17 protein-coding genes and 2 pseudogenes are annotated in these 19,383 nt (G+C 68.3%); 7 read left to right on the plus strand and 12 right to left on the minus strand.

Annotated elements, in window-relative coordinates:
• Positions 1-16: 16 nt before the first annotated feature.
• The 3 genes from IF20_RS39110 to IF20_RS12895 are packed head-to-tail and all read right to left on the minus strand — an operon-like array spanning position 17 to position 2,047.
• Positions 17-220: a hypothetical protein gene (locus IF20_RS39110; protein WP_052865271.1), complete on the minus strand. Its 204-nt coding sequence runs from the start codon at positions 218-220 to the stop codon at positions 17-19.
• Positions 201-1,016, minus strand: coding sequence for a sulfite exporter TauE/SafE family protein (locus tag IF20_RS12890; protein WP_052865272.1), 816 nt, complete (start codon positions 1,014-1,016; stop codon positions 201-203). Before IF20_RS12890 ends, IF20_RS39110 begins: the two co-directional genes overlap by 20 nt.
• Positions 1,004-2,047 (minus strand): LacI family DNA-binding transcriptional regulator, encoded by a 1,044-nt coding sequence (locus IF20_RS12895; RefSeq protein WP_052865273.1) that lies wholly within the window; start codon positions 2,045-2,047, stop codon positions 1,004-1,006. Before IF20_RS12895 ends, IF20_RS12890 begins: the two co-directional genes overlap by 13 nt.
• Positions 2,048-2,209: 162 nt before the next feature.
• Here IF20_RS12895 and IF20_RS12900 point away from each other — a divergent pair, with 162 nt between their 5' ends.
• From IF20_RS12900 to IF20_RS39115, 3 genes and pseudogenes are all read left to right on the plus strand, one after another.
• Positions 2,210-3,388, plus strand: a complete 1,179-nt coding sequence (locus IF20_RS12900; RefSeq protein WP_052865274.1) for a phytanoyl-CoA dioxygenase family protein — start codon at positions 2,210-2,212, stop codon at positions 3,386-3,388.
• 44 nt (positions 3,389-3,432) lie between these two features.
• The gene (locus IF20_RS12905) at positions 3,433-4,209 is read left to right on the plus strand and encodes an SDR family oxidoreductase (protein ID WP_052865275.1); all 777 of its coding nucleotides are present in this window, start codon (positions 3,433-3,435) and stop codon (positions 4,207-4,209) included.
• 211 nt (positions 4,210-4,420) lie between these two features.
• Positions 4,421-4,567: pseudogene (locus IF20_RS39115) on the plus strand (dehydrogenase); the annotation flags it as partial.
• A 295-nt stretch (positions 4,568-4,862) separates the two neighbouring features.
• On the opposite strand, the gene IF20_RS12915 reads toward IF20_RS39115, so the two are convergent.
• On the minus strand, positions 4,863-5,306 hold the full coding sequence (locus IF20_RS12915) for a sugar phosphate isomerase/epimerase family protein (protein ID WP_234426630.1): 444 nt from the start codon (positions 5,304-5,306) through the stop codon (positions 4,863-4,865).
• Positions 5,307-5,394: 88 nt separating this feature from the next.
• Between IF20_RS12915 and IF20_RS12920 the strand changes: the two genes are divergently transcribed.
• The gene (locus IF20_RS12920; protein ID WP_052865277.1) at positions 5,395-6,204 is read left to right on the plus strand and encodes a nucleotidyltransferase domain-containing protein; all 810 of its coding nucleotides are present in this window, start codon (positions 5,395-5,397) and stop codon (positions 6,202-6,204) included.
• Positions 6,205-6,230: 26 nt separating this feature from the next.
• Here the strand turns inward: IF20_RS12920 and IF20_RS12925 are convergent, their stop codons facing one another.
• Entirely contained in the window at positions 6,231-7,193 is a 963-nt protein-coding gene (locus IF20_RS12925) for an ankyrin repeat domain-containing protein (protein WP_407702489.1), read from the minus strand.
• 550 nt (positions 7,194-7,743) lie between these two features.
• Between IF20_RS12925 and IF20_RS12930 the strand changes: the two genes are divergently transcribed.
• On the plus strand, positions 7,744-8,931 hold the full coding sequence (locus IF20_RS12930; RefSeq protein ID WP_052865278.1) for an IS110 family RNA-guided transposase: 1,188 nt from the start codon (positions 7,744-7,746) through the stop codon (positions 8,929-8,931).
• A 46-nt stretch (positions 8,932-8,977) separates the two neighbouring features.
• On the opposite strand, the gene IF20_RS37655 is transcribed toward IF20_RS12930, so the two are convergent.
• On the minus strand, positions 8,978-9,178 hold the full coding sequence (locus IF20_RS37655; RefSeq protein ID WP_110944117.1) for a hypothetical protein: 201 nt from the start codon (positions 9,176-9,178) through the stop codon (positions 8,978-8,980).
• Positions 9,179-9,422: 244 nt separating this feature from the next.
• Between IF20_RS37655 and IF20_RS12935 the strand changes: the two genes are divergently transcribed.
• Positions 9,423-9,878, plus strand: a complete 456-nt coding sequence (locus IF20_RS12935; RefSeq protein ID WP_110944118.1) for a YciI family protein — start codon at positions 9,423-9,425, stop codon at positions 9,876-9,878.
• Positions 9,879-10,525: 647 nt separating this feature from the next.
• On the opposite strand, the gene IF20_RS12945 is transcribed toward IF20_RS12935, so the two are convergent.
• The 5 genes and pseudogenes from IF20_RS12945 to IF20_RS12970 form a co-directional block, all read right to left on the minus strand.
• Entirely contained in the window at positions 10,526-11,362 is an 837-nt protein-coding gene (locus tag IF20_RS12945; protein ID WP_199896578.1) for a hypothetical protein, read from the minus strand.
• Between the two features lie 340 nt (positions 11,363-11,702).
• Positions 11,703-12,488, minus strand: coding sequence for a MerR family transcriptional regulator (locus IF20_RS12955; RefSeq protein ID WP_052865513.1), 786 nt, complete (start codon positions 12,486-12,488; stop codon positions 11,703-11,705).
• A gap of 59 nt (positions 12,489-12,547) precedes the next feature.
• Entirely contained in the window at positions 12,548-13,432 is an 885-nt protein-coding gene (locus IF20_RS12960) for an alpha/beta fold hydrolase (protein ID WP_110944152.1), read from the minus strand.
• Between the two features lie 108 nt (positions 13,433-13,540).
• Positions 13,541-14,303, minus strand: a pseudogene (locus IF20_RS12965) (transposase family protein).
• Positions 14,304-14,455: 152 nt separating this feature from the next.
• Positions 14,456-14,791 carry an ArsR/SmtB family transcription factor gene (locus tag IF20_RS12970; protein ID WP_052865282.1) on the minus strand — a complete coding sequence of 112 codons (336 nt, stop codon included), beginning with the start codon at positions 14,789-14,791 and terminating at the stop codon, positions 14,456-14,458.
• A gap of 171 nt (positions 14,792-14,962) precedes the next feature.
• On the opposite strand from IF20_RS12970, the gene IF20_RS12975 reads away from it, so the two are divergent.
• Positions 14,963-16,105, plus strand: coding sequence for an FAD-dependent monooxygenase (locus tag IF20_RS12975; RefSeq protein ID WP_052865283.1), 1,143 nt, complete (start codon positions 14,963-14,965; stop codon positions 16,103-16,105).
• A gap of 468 nt (positions 16,106-16,573) precedes the next feature.
• On the opposite strand, the gene IF20_RS12980 is transcribed toward IF20_RS12975, so the two are convergent.
• A complete protein-coding gene (locus IF20_RS12980) occupies positions 16,574-19,177 on the minus strand; it encodes a glycoside hydrolase family 127 protein (protein WP_052865284.1) in 2,604 nt (867 codons plus the stop codon).
• Positions 19,178-19,383: the final 206 nt, after the last annotated feature.

Genomic DNA, 19,383 nt, shown 5'->3' on the forward strand with positions numbered 1-19,383 from the left:
ACGGTGGTCTCCGCCGTCACGGGCCCTCGGCCCCGACGACGAGGGAGTTGACGACCACGAGGGAGGTGATGTGGACCAAGGAGGTGACGAGGACGAGGGAGTTGAGGGAGGTGACGAGGACGAGGGAGTTGACGTGGACCAGGGAGTCGACGACGAAGAGGGCGAGGACCAGGGAGTCGACGAGGACGAGGGAATACCGGTCAAGAGGCCGTCGCGTCACGCCACAGGCTCCAGGCGAGGCCGAGGCCGGCGAGGGCCACTGTCACGCGGAGCGGTGTCTCGGGTACCCGACGGACGACGGCCGGGCCCACCCAGGCGCCGACGAGGCAGCCGATGCCGAGCGTCAGCGCGGCCATCCAGTCGACGGGGGCGAGGAAGGCGTAGGCGACGGCCGCGGTGACGTTGGCCGCGCCGGTGACGATGTTCTTGACGGCGTTGGTCACCGGCAGTGGTTCCGCAGCCGACAGGGAGAGCACGGCGAGCATCAGTACGCCGGCCGCGGCGCCGAAGTAGCCACCGTAGAGCCCCACCAGCAGTACCGCGCCGGTCATGGGGAGCCCGGGTAGGGCGGATCCGTCAGGGTCTACGTAGGTGCCTCCGCCGGGACGGCGCTTCGCGATGAGGCGCCGCAGGGGCTCGCGCACCAGGATCAGCACCGAGCCGAGGGCGATGAGCCAGGGTACGGCCAGTTCGAAGGCCGACGACGGCGTACCGAGGAGCAGGGCGGCGCCGATCGCACCGCCCAGTGCCGCGACGCAGGCCAGCCGCATCAGCCGCCGGCGCTGACCGCGGAGTTCAGCCCGCGAACCGGCAGCGGTTCCGACGGTGTTGGAGAAGAGGGCGACGGTGTTGGTGACATTGGCGGCGACGGGCGGTAGGCCCGCGGCGAGCAGCGCCGGGTAGCTGAACAGCGAGGCCAGTCCGGCGATCGAACCGGCGAGTCCGGCGGCGATCCCGGCTGCCAGCAGCAGCGCCGCGGAGGCGAGTGCGGGATGTCCGGTGATCAGTTCTGCCATGTGACGGTGCTCCCGGGCGGCATGTTGTACGGCGTGACCACCTGGATCGCCGAGGGCAGCGCGGGACCCTCGTCCGGCAGTGCTCTGTGCGCGCGCATGATGGTCTGGCACGCGCGGCGCATGTCGTGCCGCAGGTCGTGGTGGAGGACCGCGGAGATGCGGTGCGTGCGCAGCAGGCGGGTGTTGTCCTGGTCGAGGTCGTGTGCGATGAACACCGCGCACTCCCGGCCGAGGTCGGCGAAGGCCGCCACGGTTGCCGCGTTGCCGCCGCCCATGGAGTAGACGGCGTTGATGGACGGGTCTCGCTGGAGTGCATCGAGGACGAGGTCGTACTGGGTGGCGTCCAGGCCGTCGCTGCCGGTGACTTCGACGAGGGTGCGGTGTGGTCGGGTGTTGCGGATGGCGCTTCGGAAGCCCATCTCGCGTTCTTCCTCCCCGCGGAAGACGCCGCGGCTGATGGTGGTGAGGATGTTGCCGGCGCGATCGCCGAGCCACTGCCCGACGAGGTAGGCGGCGGTGGTGCCGGCGGCGCGGTTGTCGATGCCCACGTAAGCCATGCGCGCGCTGCTGGGCAGGTCGCTCACCAGGGTCACCACGGGAATGCCGGCCGCTACCAACCGTCCCACGGCGGCCCCGACCTCGGGTACGTCCGGCGCCTTGAGGATCACGCCTTGTGAACCCCGTTTGGCGATTTTGTCCAAGGTCGCGATCAGCTCGGAGGCGGCACCGGTCTCGCGGAAGTGGAAGCGCGAACGCATCACGGCGGGCTGCAGCGCGGGGAGTTCGGCCTCCAGCGCGTTGCGTACGGCCGTGGAGAACCGCTGTGGCGACTGCATCACGATGTCGATCATGAACGTGCGACCGCCGATACGGACCTGAGTTCGCTGGCGGTCCAGGTCCTTGATCGCCTGGCGCACCTCCATGACGGTGCTCTCCCTTACGCCGCCGCGGTTGTTGAGCACTCGGTCGACGGTGGCCTCGCTCAGTCCGGCCTGCCGGGCGATCTCCCTGATCGGATAGGGGTGTCGCATGACTCTTCCAGGATTCGATGGATTCGATTGATTCGATGGATTAGGTGGATTAGGTGGATGCAATGGATTCGATGAGGGGTTTTTGATGGCTTGATGAGGATTGAATGACGGACTTGAGTTGCTCAGACTGTCAGAAAAGCAACGGCGGCGAAAGGAACCGGGATGCCCCGCACCGACGCGGAAGCACGGACGTGGCTGGGCCTGGACGACTGTTCTCTCGCGGATTTCCGTTCGCTGGTCGGGCAGCGCACCGACCCTCACGAATACCCCTCGGCTGAAGGTGTCGAGCAGAACGTACTCCGTTACGACAGCGACCGGCTCCGTGACCTCGCCGGCACCACGGAGGGACGCCGGTCCGTGCAGGCCGAGCTGTCCCGAGCCCTCCTTGACGGCCCCGGCATCGTGGTCCTGCAGCGCGCGTTCACCGACCTCACCGTGGTGGACCGCGCGTCCGACGCCTTCCGCGCGCTGATCGAGGAGGAGCGGGCGACGGGCGCGGCGCGCGGTGACCACTTCGCCAAGCCCGGCGCCAACGACCGGGTGTGGAACGCGCTGGACAAGATGGCCGTCCGCGCTCCGGAGGTGTTCACCGACTACTACGCCAACGACATCCTGGCGCTCATCGCCGAGGCCTGGCTCGGCCCCGGCTACCAGGTCACCTCCCAGATCAACGTGGTCAACCCGGGCGGCGCGGCGCAGAGCGTGCACCGCGACTACCACCTCGGCTTCCTCAGCCATGAACGGGCCGCCGCCTACCCGGCGCACGTGCACCGCCTCTCCCCCGTGCTGACCTTGCAGGGCGCCGTAGCCCACTGCGACATGCCGGTGGAATCCGGGCCGACGCTCTACCTCCCGCACTCCCAGAAGTACGTACCGGGGTACCTGGCCTGGCGGCGTCCCGAGTTCATCGCGTACTTCGACGCACACCACATCCAACTTCCGCTGGCCAAGGGCGACGCGGTGTTCTTCAACCCCGCGCTCTTCCACGCCGCCGGCCACAACCGGTCGGCCGACATCAAGCGGATGGCCAACCTGCTGCAGATCTCCTCCGCCTTCGGCCGTGCCATGGAAACCGTCGACCGTGAGGCAATGGTCAACGCGGTCTTCCCGGTACTGCTGCGCCGCAAGGCCGAGGGCGCCGACGAGCAGTGGCTGCACAACGTCGTCGCCGCCTGCGCCGAGGGCTACCCCTTCCCCACCAATCTGGACCTCGATCCCCCGGTCGGCGGGCTGGCTCCGCTCTCCCAGGCGGACACCGTGCGGCAGGCCGTTGCCGAGGGCTGGGCGCCCGAGCGGCTCCGCCAGGAACTGCACGCCGGCGCGAAGCGCCGCCAGAACTGAAGGCACATCGGACGGAATTCGGACTCCAAGGAGACATCACACTCATGGGACTGCTCGAGACCCCCCTGCTCGACGGCCGGGTCCTCCTCGTCAATGGCGGCAGCCAGGGCGTCGGCGCGGGCATCGTTCGGGCGGCCGTACGCGAGGGCGCGACCGTCACCTTCACCGGACGCCGGCCCGAGGTCGGCGCGGAACTCGCCGCGGACACCGGCGCACACTTCATACGGGCCGATCTCGCGGATCCGGCGCAGGCACGGGGCAGCGTCGAGGAGACCGTGTCCCGGCACGGTCGGATCGACTGCCTGGTCAACGCCGCCGGGCTGACCTCGCGCGGCTCGCTGCTGGACACCACGCCGGAGCTGTTCGACGCCCACATCGCCGTCAACCTGCGGGCGCCGTTCTTCGCGATGCAGGCCGCGGTGGCCGACATGAAGGGCCGCGAGGCACCCGGCACCATCGTCAACATCGGTTCCGACTGTGCGCACGGCGGACCGCCCTTCCTGGCTCCCTACTCCACCGCCAAGGCCGGACTCGCCGGGCTGACGAAGAACGCCGCGCACGCCCACCGCTGGGACCGCATCCGCATCAACGGTCTCAACATCGGTTGGACCGAGACCGAGGGCGAGGACGCGGTCCAGCGCGCCTTCCACGGCGCAGGCGACGACTGGCGCGAAGAAGCCGCCAGGAAACTGCCGATGGGCAAACTGGGCCAGGTCGACGAGATCGCCGACTTCGTCGTCTTCCTGCTGTCCGACCGCAGTGGGGTCGTGACCGGCTCGGTCATCGACTGGAGTCAGACCGTCATCGGCGCATCGGACTGATCGCCGCAACCGACCGACTCGCTGAGCGGCGGCGTGTGGTGGACGGCGGACGGCGGACGGCGGGCAGCATGCGGCGGGCGGCGGGCGGCGGGCGGCGGGCGGTGTCCAAAACTGATCGGCTCCCATCCAACCGGCTCCCATCCGACCGACTCGCATCGACCGGCTGGCATTGGGTCGACTCGCATCCGACCGACTGGAGGAACTCTTCTTCATGCGTATTGGGATCATGGGACTGGGCCGCATCGGCGCGTTCCACGCGGAGACCCTGTCCGGGCTCGACGCGGTGGACGACCTCGTCGTCACCGACCCGGTGGCGGCAGCCGCCGCCCCGTGCACCGTGGCCGACGCCATCGAGGCGAGCTGGATCGCCGAGGCCTGCACCCTCTCGCTACGCGAGCACCGCCCCGTACGGCTCGAGGAGGTCCGTACCGCGTGACGGACGAGCCGGAGGTCCGTACCGGGTGACAGACGAGCCGAAGTCCGTACCGCGTGACGGACGAGCCCCTGAAGCTGGTGCGCCGCCCGGATCGGTGTGCTGAGCGCGGCCCGCATCACCGCCCGGATCGGTGTGCTGGACGCGGCCCGCATCGCCGCCCGGTCGATCGTCTCGCCGGCCCGGGCCGGCGGCCACCGCCTTCGCCCGGCAGCAGGCTCTACGTCAGCGCCGCCACGGCGGTACGGTACGCCGCGTCGACGGCGTCGCGTACCGGGAGCGCGCGGTGGGCGTCGGAGAGGATTTCGACACCCCAGGGGCCGGTCCAGCCGACGGTCCGGAGTGCCGTGACGACGCCGGACAGGTCGAAGGTGCCGTCACCGCAGAGGCGGCGCCGCCGGACGGTGTCCTCGAAGAGGGTGCCGACGACCTGGCTGTCGGCGTCGTTGAGCTCCACGCCGATGAACCGCGAGAGGGGTACGTTCGCCAAGTCGGCCGGCGGTGTGTGGGCTCGCTCGGTGTGCCAGACGTCGATGATGAGGCCGCCCGCCGGATGCCCGGCGGTCTCGACGAGTTCCAGCCCGTCGTGCACGGTCTTGAGGTTGCTCCAGGGCAAGAACTCAATTCCGCGGGCGCCCGCGTCGTCGTCCTGAGCCGCGAGCACGGCGAACTCCTCGTCAAACCCCCTCACTCAGCCAAGGCGATCGGAAATCCGCTCGTCAACACGCAAGGGCGCAAGGCACAGTTGCCCCATGGATGAACGAGGGCTGGACCACGACGGAACGATCGCACGCGAAGGCGCACTGGACCGAGTACCGGCGGCGTTCGTCCCCGTCATCGAGGCCGCCCGGGCTCGTATCACCGAGACGTTCGACCCAACGCGCCTGCACAGTGCGTACCTCTACGGCAGCATCCCGCGCGGCACCGCCACCCCCGGCGTCTCCGACCTCGACCTCCAGCTCGCGCTGCACAACGAACCCACGGAAGCCGACCGCGCCGACACCACGACGATCGAGGTCGCCCTCGACCAGGCATTCCCGCAGATCGATGGCGTAGGGACCCTACTGAACAGCACGCAGACCCTGCTCAGCGACCTCGAACGCCACGATGCCGGATTCTTCATCGCCTGCCTCTGCACCCCGCTGCTCGGCCCCGACCTCGCAGCGCAACTGCCCCGCTACCGCCCCACCACCCTCCTGGCACGCGAAACCAACGGCGACCTCGCCCACGTGCTCCCTCGCTGGCGCGCGAAAGCAGCCGAAGCCACCACCGATGCCCAGCGCCGAACCCTCAGCCGCTTCGTCGGTCGTCGCATCGTCCGCACGGGTTTCACTCTGATCATGCCCCGATGGGGCGGCTGGACCAGCGACCTCCCCCGGTCCGCCGAACTCTTCGGCCGCTACTACCCCGACCGCGCCGACCAGATGCGCATCGCCGCGACCACCGGCCGCGCACCCTCACCCGACCCGGCGGTACTCGACATGCTCATCAACGACCTCAGCCCCTGGCTCGCAGCCGAGTACACAGCCGTACACGGCGAGAAAACCCCGCGTCCGCAGTGAGTTCAGTGAGCTCTTCGGCACGTGCGTCAGTCCTCCCAATAGTCGCGCTGCGGCAGCTCAACCCACGCGTCGGGGGGCCCCACGACGGCACGCGCATCGGTGGGGCGCAGCCCCGCGAAGGCGATTGCGTACGCCAGGCCGTTGTACCGATAGAGGTAGGAAGCCAATACCTCCTCGGAGGTGTCGTTCACGTCCGGGCCACCGCCTGGGTGAAGGTCCCAGCCCGCGACTTCGCCATCACGGACGATGCTGCCCTGGTTGCCGCTCTTCGGGTTGGCATACAGGCCGTAGCAGACGGTTCCGGCAGACAGACGCTTGACGACGCCCGGCATGGACGGTGCGTACCCCCATGGCTGAGTGACGATGCAGCCGCCCGGCACGGTTGTCACGCCGACGATGCTCAGGCTCTCATCGGCGTCGCAATCCCACGGTTCTTCGAGGAGTTTCTCCAGCTCCTCCCCTTCCGTCGGTGTCGCTGCCAAGCGACGCATCGCATCCTCGGCGTCGATCCCGGCCACGCACGCCAGGCCCAGGCCCTCGTAGTACACATCGCCCAGCACGGCGACCAGTCGTCTGCCTTCCCGCGCCACCGTCCGCTCCGCACCGCTCAGCCCCCGCTCTCCGTCGGGCTTCACGACCATGTCGGGTGTCGGCCCGGCCAGGCTGAGCCGTCCCGGTGACCAGCCGCCGATCTGGGGCCGCCAGGGGTCCGCGCCGGCCTCGGCGAGGGCTCGTGCGTTGTCTGGTCGTCCCGCCAGGACGGCCTCCCACAAGGCAGTCGTCCCGTTCTCCAACGCGTCCACGTCCGCAACGCGCCGAGCCAGTTCCGTCACGACTTCCGGTGAGCCGAAGGCCGCCGCCCGGTGCAGGGGCCGCCCTCCGCCCCATTCTTCCGGGTCCGCACCCTGATCCAGACGCCGCCGTATGTCGCCGAGATCCTTCCAGCCTTCCCACCCCAGGCCCGACCACCCGCCACGGCTACCAATCACTACGCCCCTCCCACGCCATCGGCAGCGACTTCTCTCGCCACCTCGCACACGCAGCATCGCAGCCACGTCTGACAACGCTCCGCGACCGCCGACCACCGTCCGCCGTCCGCCGACCGCCGACCACCGACCACCGACCACAAGGGCCGCCATTTCCCGTCCTACGGTTTCTCTGGGGCCTGCGGGTTCTCTGGGTCCTACGGTTTCTCTGGGTCTGAACTGGTCGTTCGCAAGATCGGTGGGCCTCGGGACTGCGGGCATAGCTTGTTTCCCGCTGCCGCGTGGATGGCTCAGGCAACTTGGCTGCCCGGAGCCCGGTGAGGCTCTACCTTCCCGTTACGGGCCTGTGCTGGTCACTCGTAAGGCCGGCGGGCCCAGGGGCTCCAGGTATGGCTCGCTTCCCGTCGCGGTTCGCATGGCTTCGGAAACTTGGCCGCCTGGAGCCCCACGACGACCCGACCACCAATTGGGAAACGCGACACGATCGCTGCTGTAGGACAACCCCGGCGAGGTCGTCCGCAAGGTCGCGAATCACAACGTGACGGAGGGGACCGTGCCCGACTTATGGGCCGGTGTGGACATCGGCAAAAGGCATCACCACTGCGTCGTACTCAACGCCGACGGCGAGAGACTGCTGTCCCGCCGCGTCGGCAACGACGAGACAGAACTCCTCCAGCTCGTCGGTGACGTGCTGGACATCTCTTCTGAAGACGTGCTGTGGGCCATCGACATGAACCACGGCCTCGCCGCACTGCTGATCGGCGTGCTCCTCAACCATGGCCAGCCGATCGCCTACCTCACCGGCCGCACCATTCATCAGGCATCGGCCACCTACCGCGGCGGAGGTAAGACCGACGCCCGCGACGCCTTCGTCATCGCCGACCAAGCTCGCATCCGACGCGACCTGAGCTTGCTGCGGCCCGGCGATGAAATCGCCGTTGCCCTGCGTATCCTCACCGCTCGCCGCCTGGACGTCGTCCGCGACCGCACCCGGCAGATCAACCGCCTCAGGGCCCAGTTGCTGGAGTTCTTCCCCGCCTTGGAACGGGCACTGGACCTGACCAACCAAGGCCCCATCACCCTGTTGACCGGCTACCAGACCCCCTCCGCCATCCGGCGCATGGGTGCCAAGCGCCTGGAAGCCTGGCTGAAGAACCGGAAAGTCGTGGGCGCCGCCGCACTGGCGAGCAAGGCCGTGACGGCCGCTCAGGGCCAGCACACCACCCTGCCCGGGGAGAAACTGGCGGCCGAGTTCGTTGGCCGCCTGGCACACGCGGTGCGGACCTACAACGCGGAGGTCGACGAGCTTGACGCACGGATCGCGGCCCGGTTTTCCCAGCACCGGGACGCCGAAGTGATCGTCAGCATGCCCGGCCTGGGGCCGATCCTCGGGGCTGAGTTCATCGCCGCGACCGGCGGAGACCTGACCGTCTTCGAGAGCCCGGACCGCCTCGCCGGCTTCGCTGGCCTGGCGCCTGTGGCCTGGGACTCCGGAACCGTCAGCGGCAACCTGCACAGACCCCGGCGTTACCACCGCGGCCTTCAACGAGCCCTGTTCCTGTCCGCGCTGATGAGCATCCGCTTCTGCCCCGCCTCGCGGGCTTACTACGACCGGAAGCGCAAGGAAGGGAAGGGACACAAGCAAGCTGTCCTCTGTCTGGCACGTCGGCGGACCAATGTTCTGTGGGCGATGATCCGGGACAGGGCCCCCTACCGCGGGGCGCCTCCCACCCCTTCCTAGGCCCTATCTCCCGAAGCCAAGGCGAAGGGCTGGGGATGCTTATGCCTCAGAAATCTTCTTCGTCGTCGCCGCCGCCGATATGGCCGAGTCCGGCGCCACCGAACGGGCTGCCGTCAATCACGCCGCCGCCACCGTCAAACGGGGGTGGGGGCGGATCTGCTGCGGCGGCCGTGCTGGCGCCGCCAAGCACAGCGGTCCAGGCCAGTGCTGCCGCTGCTGCCGCGGCAAAAAGGGTACGTGCACGCATGCGATCCTCCGTATCAACGAGACTGCAGTCCACCTCACACTGTCGGGGCTGACGCGTGTCCGCATTGCGACCCCGACTGTTCAGGTGGGTTACGCACCGTCGCCTCGCTGTCCCCAGGCTCCTTCCGATCGTCCGCTGCTTGACACCCCCATTGGGAAGTTCCCCTACTGAGCGCCCTCCGCCTGCAGCCTGACCTCAACAAAACTGCTGTACCTGCATTCCCGAGACCGAAAGACTGTCGGGCATGGCGTTCTTCTGCTACCACCGCGACCGGCCCGGCTCGCTGGCGCTGCGCCTGGAGTTCCTCGAACAGCACCTGTCCTACATGGATCGGTACGCGTCGGAGATGATCGCCCGAGGGCCGACACTCTCGGAAACCGACGGGGACCCCACCGGCAGCGTGCACATCCTCGACCTGCCCGACGCGAACGCCGCCCGCGCATTCGCCTTCGACGAGCCCGGCTACCAGCTCGGTGTGTACCGGGACGTACTGTTGCGCCGGTGGCGCGACCTGCTGGGACGCACGATGTGGGAGTTCCCAGGTGACCGGACCGGTGGTTCGGCGGACGGCCGTCGTGACTCACCGTCAACTCAACGACTGAAGAGGCCTGGGAACCCTGCCAGGAGCCGCGGCGGCGCAGATCAACGTGTGCACTCTCTACGTGCGCACTCTCTACGTGCGCGCGCTTTGCCTGCATAGGTACGCGCCGTCTCTCTCCCCCCGGCTACCGACGGTCCCTGCTGTCACCCCTCGTCGATGTTTGCCATGGAAGCCCCTTCCCGGCACTCGGAGGCGACAAGATACTCGGCAAGGACGGTGGAACGGCAGCAGCTCATCAGCGTCTGCACCCAGCTGCGTGACCAGTATCTGCGTCACCCGGGGCATCTCGCAGGCCGCCGCCTGGGCGATCGACTCACTGTCGCTCCACCAACGAGCTCACCGCGGGAGCCGTCCACTACCGCTTTGACTTCGCCCTCGGCCTGATGATCGACGGGCTCACGACCGCACGGCCACGGTCACAGTCACAGTCACGACCACGGTGAACTGCGGGGTCACCCGTCCGGTGTGCGGCGTCCGGCAGGGAGTCGTACGGCCGACTGGGCGTGCTGCGTGAGAAGGGTCGCCAGGAGGTAGTCGACCTCGATGTCCGTGTAGTCCACGCCAGCGGCGACGTGGTGGAGAAGCCGGGAGCGGGTGCTCTCGGAGGCCGAGACACGACCTGGGGTGCCGTGAAAGCGGACACTGACGTCAGGGTCCACGTCAAAACGCAGCGCCTCGGCCGTCAGGCCCGCGGTCAGCGCGATGTCGGACTCATCGGGGTCGGGGCCTGCGTAGTCCGCCCGTCTTCAGGGTGGCTGCATGCGCTTCTTGGCCGTACCACCACGTCCGCCGCCGCTCTTGCCCGCCCGGGCGGAGGAGGTGCTCCTGGTCACCTTCTTGGCAGCTGCGGTCTTCGCAGACTTCGCGGTCTTCCCGGTCTTCGCAGACTTCGCAGACTTCGCAGACTTCTTACTGCCGGTCGCCTTCTTCGCGGTCGACCGCCCGGACGAGGCCTTCTTCTCGGCGGTCTGCTCGCCGGCGGCCCGTTTGCCTGCGGACTTCGCGGCGGTCGTCTTCTTGCCGGTCGTCCTCTTGCCAGTGGTCTTTTTGCCAAGGGTCTCCTCGTCGGTGGTCTCCTTGTCAGTGGTCTGGTCGACCCCGGGCGTACTCTCCCCCGCGCCCTTCGTCCCGAGCGCGGGTCCAGCCACGTTCTCGGCCGTGCGGGCGGCGTCACCGCTCACTTCTCGCACCGTACGGCCCGTCGAGTCGGCCAGTGCCTCGGTGGCGGTACCCGCGCTCTGCGCCACGCCTTCGAGCGCTCCCCCGGCGTTGCGTCCCAGCTCACCGACCGCGGTGCCCGCGCCCTGGCCGAGGTGCTGGACCGCCCCCGCGGCACCGTGGCCCACCTCGCCCAGCGCGGTACCGGCGCCGCTGCCGACGGTGCGGACGGTGTCGCCAAGGGCATGGGTGACCGACTGGATGATCTGTGGGTTGTTGTCGATGGTCTGCAGTACCCGCTCGATGATCGCCGCTACGTTGTCCAGTCGTACTTGCAGCAGTGCCTGGGCTTCCACGCCCTTGATCGTGAGCTTGACCCTGCCCAGTTCCACATCCGCGCCGACGTTCAGTTTGAGCAGGTCCAAGACCTCGGCCTGGAGGGAGACCCGGGCACGCAGGTCCTCGACCTCCAGATCGATCTCCTCGACTTGGAGGGAGGGGACGTCGAGGACGACATCCGGATCCTCGGCCCAGGAGGGCTCGACATCCTCACTCGTGTTCCGCCCTTCGCGCTGATCCGCAGGTGCCGTACCCGGCCGTTAGCCAACCTGTCTGCAGCCAACCTGTCTGCAGCCGACCCGCCTATGGCCGACCCGCCTATGGCTGACCTGTCTGCGGCCGACCTGCCTATGACCGACCTGCCTAGGGTTGGCCTGCCTATAGCCCAGCTATAGATCAGGGCGCCCCAGCGCGCGAGCGCTCTGGTCACAACGGGTGGCGCGGGGGCGCGACGCGTTCCAGCTTGGTCCACCCGGTCCAGCCACGCTCTTTCAGCAGCTCGATCAGCCGACGGGCCGGCGGCACGCTGGCGAACGCCAGCACGTCCATCAGCTTGACGAGCGATGACTCCATGTCGGTGTCGTCGACGTACTCCTCGCCCCGCTCGTCGGCCATCTGCGTGAGGTAGGAGGCCAGAGCGTCGGCCAGCTCCACCAGTCCAGAATCGTCCTCGGCGTGATCGAGTGCTTGCCCCAGGGTGAGGTAGAAGCCGAGCAACTGTGGGTCGGCGATCCGCTCCCGCTTGCGTGCCATCCACTCCGGAACTCGTTCGGGTGAGAGCGCAGCCAGCGGAATCCAGCCGTCGCGTTCGACCCGCACGATCCGCTCGTCGACCCCGAGCGCCCGCAGCCGGTCGAGATACTCGACCACCTCCGGTGGCAACGCCAGGTGATCCCCGTGGGCAAGCCGGGCGATCCGTTCTCGGTTCCGTTGTCGCTCCCGGATCTCCGCCCGCAGCCGCTTGTCGATGTCTGCGACCGCCGCGGCGAACTCCTCCTCATCGGCCTGCAGCAGCTCCCGCACGCGCGCCAACGGGACTCCCGCCTCGGCGAGGGTACGGATCCTGATCAGGTCGACCACTGCGCCGGCGTCGTACCTTCGATAGCCGGAGTGGTCCCGTTGCGGCTCTGGGAGCAGCCCCCTGGCGTGGTAGTGCCGCACCGCACGCACCGTCACTCCGGCGTACGACGCCAACTCGCCGATGGTCAGCATCGGACCGGTCTCCTCCACACTTCCTGAGAAATTGCCTGCGGAATTGCCTGAGAAACTGCCTACGAAATCGCGCTGCCCACTGGGCGGAACGCGCTTCGGATGATCTCTGCGATGTCTTGGGCGTGGGTGAAGACCAACCGGTGATCTGCCGTGATCCAGTACGTGGAGACGTGCGGTCGCTCACGCACGAGTCGCTCGATACCGGCCTGCCACAGCTGGTTGTGTCGCGGGGCACGTCCTTCGATGTTGTCGCCGGCGATGGAGGTCGACATGATCATGGTGATGGGGTGGTCGATCCTCCGGTACTGGTCGAGTATCGCGGACCGCACCACATCGATTTCGAGGTTCAGGTCGAAGATGTTCTGTGCGGTGAGCGACACCTGATGCGCAGTGCGCTTGACCCGCTCCGCCGCTTGCTGCGTCGCCAGGTCGTGCGCCATTGTCCGGAACTCCGCCAGGTCGGCCTCGGTGATGAACGGTTCGGGAAGCGGATTGGCCCCGTCGATGAGGACGAGCCCGGCGACGGCGTGCGCACACTGGGCGGCGTAGTGCACGGCCAGATCCGCTCCCAGCGAGTAACCCACGAGCACGGGCGCCGTCGGCAGGTCGAGCTCCGCCAGTACGGCGACGAGGTCGCTCAGGAACGCGTCAAAGCCGTACCGGTCGGCGGCAGAGGCCATACCGTGACCCCGGAGGTCGAAGGTCACCACGTCGTAGTCGCGCCGAAGGAGCTCGGCCAGCTCGTGCAGCCCGGCTTGTGTCGAGTTCAGTCCCGGGCAGAAGACCAACGGTCGCCCTCGGCCGCCGCGGGTCACCGGAATGGTGACGCCGTCGTGGTGGACTGTGAAGGCACCGGGGGGATTGTGCCGTCCCGCGCCTTCGCTCTCAGCACTCGCAGCACTCGCAGCACTCGCCGCAGCAATCACAGCGGTTCGCGTCGTCATGCCGATGATGCTGAGGGCTTGCCCCTGCGTCAGGGTCAACCGCCGCGCAAGGCCCCGATGGCTATGGCGTTTGTCTGCCTCGTCGGCGTCAGTGAGCCTTTTCCAACCTCAGTTTGAGCATGTCAGGTGCAGGGTGAGAACGGCCTGGACGAGGCTGGTGATACGGCTGGTAGAGCATCGCAGTTTGCGCATGAGCCGCCAGGTCTTGAGGGTGGCCATGGCCTGTTCGACGAGTGCACGGATCTTCGCGTGTGAGCAGTTGACGGCCCGCTGACCAGGGAGCGAGTCTCCCAGCGCCCCCAGTAGGGAACTCGCACGGTGCCGCCGGCGCCCCGGTAGCCCTTGTCGGCCCAGCATTCCACCCCGGTCCCCGCCAGGGCACCGATGATGCCGTGGGTTCGCGCGGCCTTGATGTCGTGGACGGATCCCGGCAGCGTGGGCGAGGCCCACAGTAACCGTCCCGCCGGGTCGGCGATCACCTGCATGTTCATGCCGCGCTTCTTATGTTTCCCGGAGTGAAGGGGCGGTCGGCGGCGATCCGGTCGATCGGCAGCAGCGTACCGTCCAGGATCACGAACGCCTTGCCGGAGGCTGTCCTCACCGCCTCGGCGAGGGTTGGAGTCAGAGCGGCCAGGATGTCGACGGCCTCGGCGATGTACCGGTAGGCGGTGGTGGTGCCCACGCCGAATCCGGCGGCGAGCTGGGCGTAGGTATGGCCGCATCGTAGATGAGCCAGTACGAGCAGCGCCTGCCGTCCGGCGGCCAGCCGGCGCCATCGTGTCCCTTGCGCAAGACGACGTGCGGTCAACTCACGGGCGAGGAAGCGCAGAGCGGAGGTGGACAGATCAGCCCCGGCTGGGTAGACGAGCATGCGGAAAGCTCCTGGCAGGATGGCTTGGACTCGACACGCACCCCTCTACCCCGCGTCGTGCTCGGCTACCTGCGAGCCGGGCGCGAGCTGGATTCGGTAGAGCTCGCGGCTCAGGGCCGACTCGGACTCCCCTCCGGTGTGCTCAGCTGTGCTCAGCGAGGAGCAGTACCGCCCGGGGACTCTGCGCCCAGGAGCGTGAGCAGCCCGGGGAATCTCTTCTCGATGTCCGCGCGTCGTAGTCGGATGCCCTTGCGGTTGCCGTAGTCGATCTCGTCAATGAGACCTGCCTCGCGCAGGACCCGGAAGTGGTGGGTCTGGGTCTGCTTCGAGATCGGAAGATCGAACGAGTTGCAGCCCCGCTCGCTGTCGCTGCGGTCGGCGGCCAACTCCATCATCACCGAACGACGGTGCTCATCGGCGAGGGCACGAAACACCGCACCCAGATCGAGCGCATCAGCTTCCGGGCCGACCAGGTTCCTCCCGGCCACGCCGCACCTCCTTCAAGTACGACTTGCATCGTACCTGAAGGGCGTGCTCCACTCAGGTACGAAAATTTTCGTACCTTGCCAGGGTTGTGCTGCCCCGTGCCGCCGCGCCCTGAGCCCCGGCCCCGGCACTCGCCGGGGACCTGGTCATCGACGCTCCGAGAGGTCATCGTCATGAAGAAGCCCGAGGTGCTGATAGTCGGTGCCGGAATCGCAGGGCCCGCACTCGCGTACTGGCTCTCCCGGAATGGATACCGGCCGACGGTCGTCGAACACGCCCGGCAGCTGCGCTCCGGTGGTAGCGCGATCGTCGTGAAGGGGCCCGCCATCCCGGTCGCCGAGCGCATGGGCATCCTCCCGCAGCTCCGCGAGCTCGCCACCCGCAATCGGTCGCTGTCCCTGCTCGACCCCGGCGGCAGGCGAATCCTGCAACTCCCGCTCACCTCGGACAAGACTCCGACGGTCGAGGTGACCCGAGCCGACCTGTCCGAGGTGCTCCACCGGTCGGCGCAGACCGAGGCCGAGTTCGTGTTCGACGACACGGTCACCGCTCTCGACCAGGACGAAGGCGGGGTCGATGTCACCTTCCGGCGGTCCGCGCCACGGCGCTTCGACTTGGTAGTCGGTGCCGACGGGATGCACTCCACCGTACGGCGCCTGGTATTCGGCCCCGAGCGGCAGTTCGCGAGCGACCTGGGCCTGTACGGCGCGACCGTCCCGCTGGAACCCGACGCCATCGAGGACCCGAGTGAGATGACGATGCTGACCGTGCCGAACCGGATGCTGGTCCTCCACCCCTCGCGGACCACTCCGCTCGCGATCTTCACCTTCCGGGCCGCACAGCTAGCGCCCCACGACCGCAAGAACATCGCCCTTCACAAGCAGACCGTGGCCGACGCCTACGCCGACGTGCGGTGGCGGGCACCGGAACTCGTGGCGGCGTTCCTCGACCACCCAGCTCCGTTCTTCGACCCCCTGACCACCGTCCGGGTGCCCTCGTGGTCCCGCGGGCGGGTCGTACTGCTCGGGGACGCGGCGGCGGCGACAGCCCTGCTGGGCGACGGGTCCAGCATGGCGATGGCGGGCGCGTACGCCCTCGCAGAAGAGCTCGCCGCCCATCCCGGTGATCACGCCCGCGCTTTCGCCGCCTACGAGTCCCGGCTCCGCCGTGAGGTAGGTCCGCGGCAGCGACGCGTCGGTCTGCTCTCCAGGCTCTTGGTGCCCCGCACCCGGCCGGGCCTCGCGGTGCGCAACGCGGTGGGCCGCGCGGTCGGTCGCACGAACCGGAGCGCCTCTCGCGAAGCCGCGAACCGGTAGACCGAGCCCGCACCGACCGGTCACCGGTCGGTGCGCAGCTCCCCTGTAGCTCCCAACCGGGTCGGCGCCGCCATGTCCGACGAGCCCGGCTCGGCGTGGTAGGTCATCGCCGATGCGGCAGGTCGACTGCTGTCGGCCTCCCCCACCGTTCCCGGCGCTCGCCACGACACGGGTGCTGCCGGTGACTACGCCCCCCCCCCGCGACGCGGAGGTGAAGGGCTGGGCGGACAAGGCGTATCAAGGCGCCGGCGGCACCCCCGGGCGCCCTTCCGTGGCCTGCGTATCAAGCTGCGGCAACGTCGGCACAACAGCACCCACGCCAGGATCCGTTGTTTCGGCGAGCAAGTGGCCGACCTGAAGGGGCTGGCGCCTCCCGCGGAAACTCCGCTTGTAGCACCAACCGGGTCACAGCCATCGTGAAGACCATCCCCGCCCTTCGTCATGCCTCAACCTGAGGTTGGAAAATGCTCAGTCTCGGGCGAGCTCGGTGATCTCCGTGGGTGTCAGTGTCTTTCCGTACACGCGGAAGTCATCGACCGCGGCTTTGAGGTACGGGTCGGGGTATTGGGACTTGCCGATGTAGGCGGAGCGGATGTGGTTGCCGAATCCATCCGGCTGGGCGGTGACCTGTTCGTTGCGGCTGGCCTCGGTGCCGTTGACGTACAGGACGGCCGTTCCCTTTCCATACGTCACCGCGACGTGTGTCCAGGTGTTCGTCGGCAGCGGGTCGGCGTCGATGCGTTGCTCGGCGCCGCCGCCGGCGACGGTGACCGCGAACCGCAGGGTTCCCGTGTCGCTGCGCGGGGTCAGGAACATGTTGGCGGTCACTCCGGTGCCGATGTCGAAGATCCGGGTCCAGGCCTCTGGCGTGCCATCGAGTTCGACCCAGGTGGCGATGGAGTACGCGGACGCGCCCGCGAGGATGTCTTCCGCGAGTCGTACGTGCCCACCCGAGCCGTTCAGCGCCACGGCGCCGCCGGTCTTCCCGGTGGTCCAGGTGACGCCGTCCACCAGGTGTGCGGTCTTGCCGTTGCCGGTGGCGTCCGCGGCGACAGTCCCGGAGGCCTCGTCGAAGCGGTGCCAGGCGGCGAACTCCGGTGGCGGGGCGGGCGGTTCGCCGGTCAGCCAGTAGACGTTGTAGTGCTCGTGATGGGTGCGCGCCACCGGCAGGAGGGTGACGTCCTCACCGTCGGCCCGCGCGGTGAACCGCATCGGGGTCGCCGCCTTCTTCTTCACGGACCGGGTGTCGAGCCGCGGCATCCGCATCGTGTCACGGTCGCCGTACAGTCCGGCGAGCACCACCGGCCCGTACAGCACTGCCTGCACGTCCGGGTCGTCGGGTGTCGGCTCGATCGTGAGGCTCATCGGCATGGCGATCTGTACTCGATCCCCGGTCTGCCAATGGCGGCCCAGTACGAACCAGGTGCCGGGTTTCGGGTGGCCCGGCACCGTACGACCATTGAGCTCGACCTGGGCATTCGAGGCCCAGGAGGGGATGCGGACGCGCAGTTCATGCTTCGCCCGGCCGGCGGTGACGGTGAGGACGGTGGCGGCCTGGTCGGGGAACCCGGTGGTCTGTCGCCAGGTGATGCCCTTGTCCCGCCACGTCACCTCGGAGGGGACGAAAAGGTTGACGAGCAGGCTGTCGTGTCTGTGCGTGTAGATGGTCTCGGCGAACTTCGCCTGGGTCTCCATGCCACTGCCGTGGTCGCAGGAGAAGTTGTCGTAGTCGGTGGAGTAGGCGTTCGGGTCGGTCCCCATGAAGGAGGGTTGCTGCTTGAAGGCGCCGGGCGCCAGGCCCGTGTAGTAGATGTTGAACCCGTGAGCCGAGTCGGGGTCCTGCTCTCCGAGCATCTGATTGAACAGGGTGCGTTCGTAGTAGTCGAGGAGATCGACGCGCTCGGGTGTGTGGAAGTGCATCAGCCGGGTGAGCTTGAGCATGTTGTAGCTGTTGCAGTTCTCGCAGCAGTTGTTCGACAGCTGCGAGGCGATGGCGTCCGGCTCGTGGAAGGCCTCGCCGTTGCTGTTGCCGCCGATGACGTACGTGTGGTGGTCGGTGACGATCTGCCAGAAGTTCTCCGCGATCGTGCGGTACCGGTCGCCGAGGCCCTCCTCCCAGAGTCGGAACGCGCCGACCATCTTCGGTATCTGTGTGTTGGCATGCAGCCCGGCGAGCCGGTCCTCATCCTTCGCCAGCGGGTCGAAGACGACTTCGTGAGTGAACCGCTCGGCGACCTTCAACCAGGTCGCGTCGCCGGTCAGCGCGTGCAGATCGGCGAACACGTCGTTCATGCCGCCGAATTCGGTCTGCAGCACACGCTGCATCTGGTCGTGGCTCAGCTTCGCCGTACGGGCATCGACCCAGGCGGCCTGGCGCAGCACCACATCGCGGGCCTGGTCGTTGCCCGCGAGGCGGTACTGGTCGACGAGTCCCGCCATGATCTTGTGGATCGTGTAGTACGGCGCCCAAACGTTGGTGCCGGCTTCGAGGCGGTCGAAGAAGCTCTCCGGGAACGCCGACAAGTACCCCTTGCCGTAGCCGGCCCCGGTCGACGCGGCCTGGCACTCGGCGAGTGCGGCGACCAGCTTGCGGCCCTTGTCACGTACCGCCGTGTCGCCGGTGTTGGCGTATGTGAGGGCGAGCGCGGAGAGCAGGTGTCCGGTGGTGTGTCCGCGCAGCTCGACGTCCGGGGCCTCCCATCCCCCGCAGGGCTGCGCGTCGCTCGGCAAGCCGACGTTGCGTCGGAAGGTGTGCAGCAGCCGGTCGATGTCGACGAAGTGGAGGTAGGCGGTGTTGCGCGCCTGGTTGTCACGGAAGGCGCTGGGGAGGAGCTGCACGGCGTCGAGCGGAAACGGCCGGACGGTGCCGGTGCCGGCGCTCTTCCCGGTGTCGGTACCGGTGCCGGTGCCGACCGGCTGTCGGGCGTCGGCGCTGGTGGTGGCGGTGCGGGGAGTGCTCGCGTACGCCGCACCTCCGCCCGTCGTGGCGAGCATGGCGGCCGCGGCACCGGTGGCGGCGGCCGTGAGGAAATGCCGTCTGTCGAAGGGGTCCGGCGAAACACCTTCCGTCATCGCACACTCCCTCTCAGGGCCGGTGCATTACCTGCTGAAAGGGGTCGTTGGCGGGTCGCTCTGCCGGGGGTACGGGCGCGGGTCGGTTCTTCGGTGCAGCTCACGTAGCTCTCCTCGCACAGCTCGCTGTTCGGGATGTCGAACGATGACCGCGACTTCGGACGTGAAGATAGGGTCGGCGCGCATTGCCGTCAACACCTCGCGTG

The organism is Streptomyces niger (assembly GCF_000718305.1).
Classification (GTDB): Bacteria; Actinomycetota; Actinomycetes; order Streptomycetales; family Streptomycetaceae; genus Streptomyces; species Streptomyces niger.

Excerpts from the sequence above, each read along its gene's own strand:
- IF20_RS12890 (WP_052865272.1), bottom strand. The coding sequence starts at position 1,016 with ATGGCAGAACTGATCACCGGACATCCCGCACTCGCCTCCGCGGCGCTG.
- IF20_RS37655 (WP_110944117.1), bottom strand. The coding sequence starts at position 9,178 with ATGCGTGCACGTACCCTTTTTGCCGCGGCAGCAGCGGCAGCACTGGCC.
- IF20_RS12935 (WP_110944118.1), top strand. The coding sequence starts at position 9,423 with ATGGCGTTCTTCTGCTACCACCGCGACCGGCCCGGCTCGCTGGCGCTG.
- IF20_RS12900 (WP_052865274.1), top strand. The coding sequence starts at position 2,210 with ATGCCCCGCACCGACGCGGAAGCACGGACGTGGCTGGGCCTGGACGAC.
- IF20_RS12955 (WP_052865513.1), bottom strand. The coding sequence starts at position 12,488 with ATGCTGACCATCGGCGAGTTGGCGTCGTACGCCGGAGTGACGGTGCGT.
- IF20_RS12975 (WP_052865283.1), top strand. The coding sequence starts at position 14,963 with ATGAAGAAGCCCGAGGTGCTGATAGTCGGTGCCGGAATCGCAGGGCCC.
- IF20_RS12905 (WP_052865275.1), top strand. The coding sequence starts at position 3,433 with ATGGGACTGCTCGAGACCCCCCTGCTCGACGGCCGGGTCCTCCTCGTC.
- IF20_RS12960 (WP_110944152.1), bottom strand. The coding sequence starts at position 13,432 with ATGACGACGCGAACCGCTGTGATTGCTGCGGCGAGTGCTGCGAGTGCT.
- IF20_RS12980 (WP_052865284.1), bottom strand. The coding sequence starts at position 19,177 with ATGACGGAAGGTGTTTCGCCGGACCCCTTCGACAGACGGCATTTCCTC.
- IF20_RS12920 (WP_052865277.1), top strand. The coding sequence starts at position 5,395 with ATGGATGAACGAGGGCTGGACCACGACGGAACGATCGCACGCGAAGGC.
- IF20_RS12895 (WP_052865273.1), bottom strand. The coding sequence starts at position 2,047 with ATGCGACACCCCTATCCGATCAGGGAGATCGCCCGGCAGGCCGGACTG.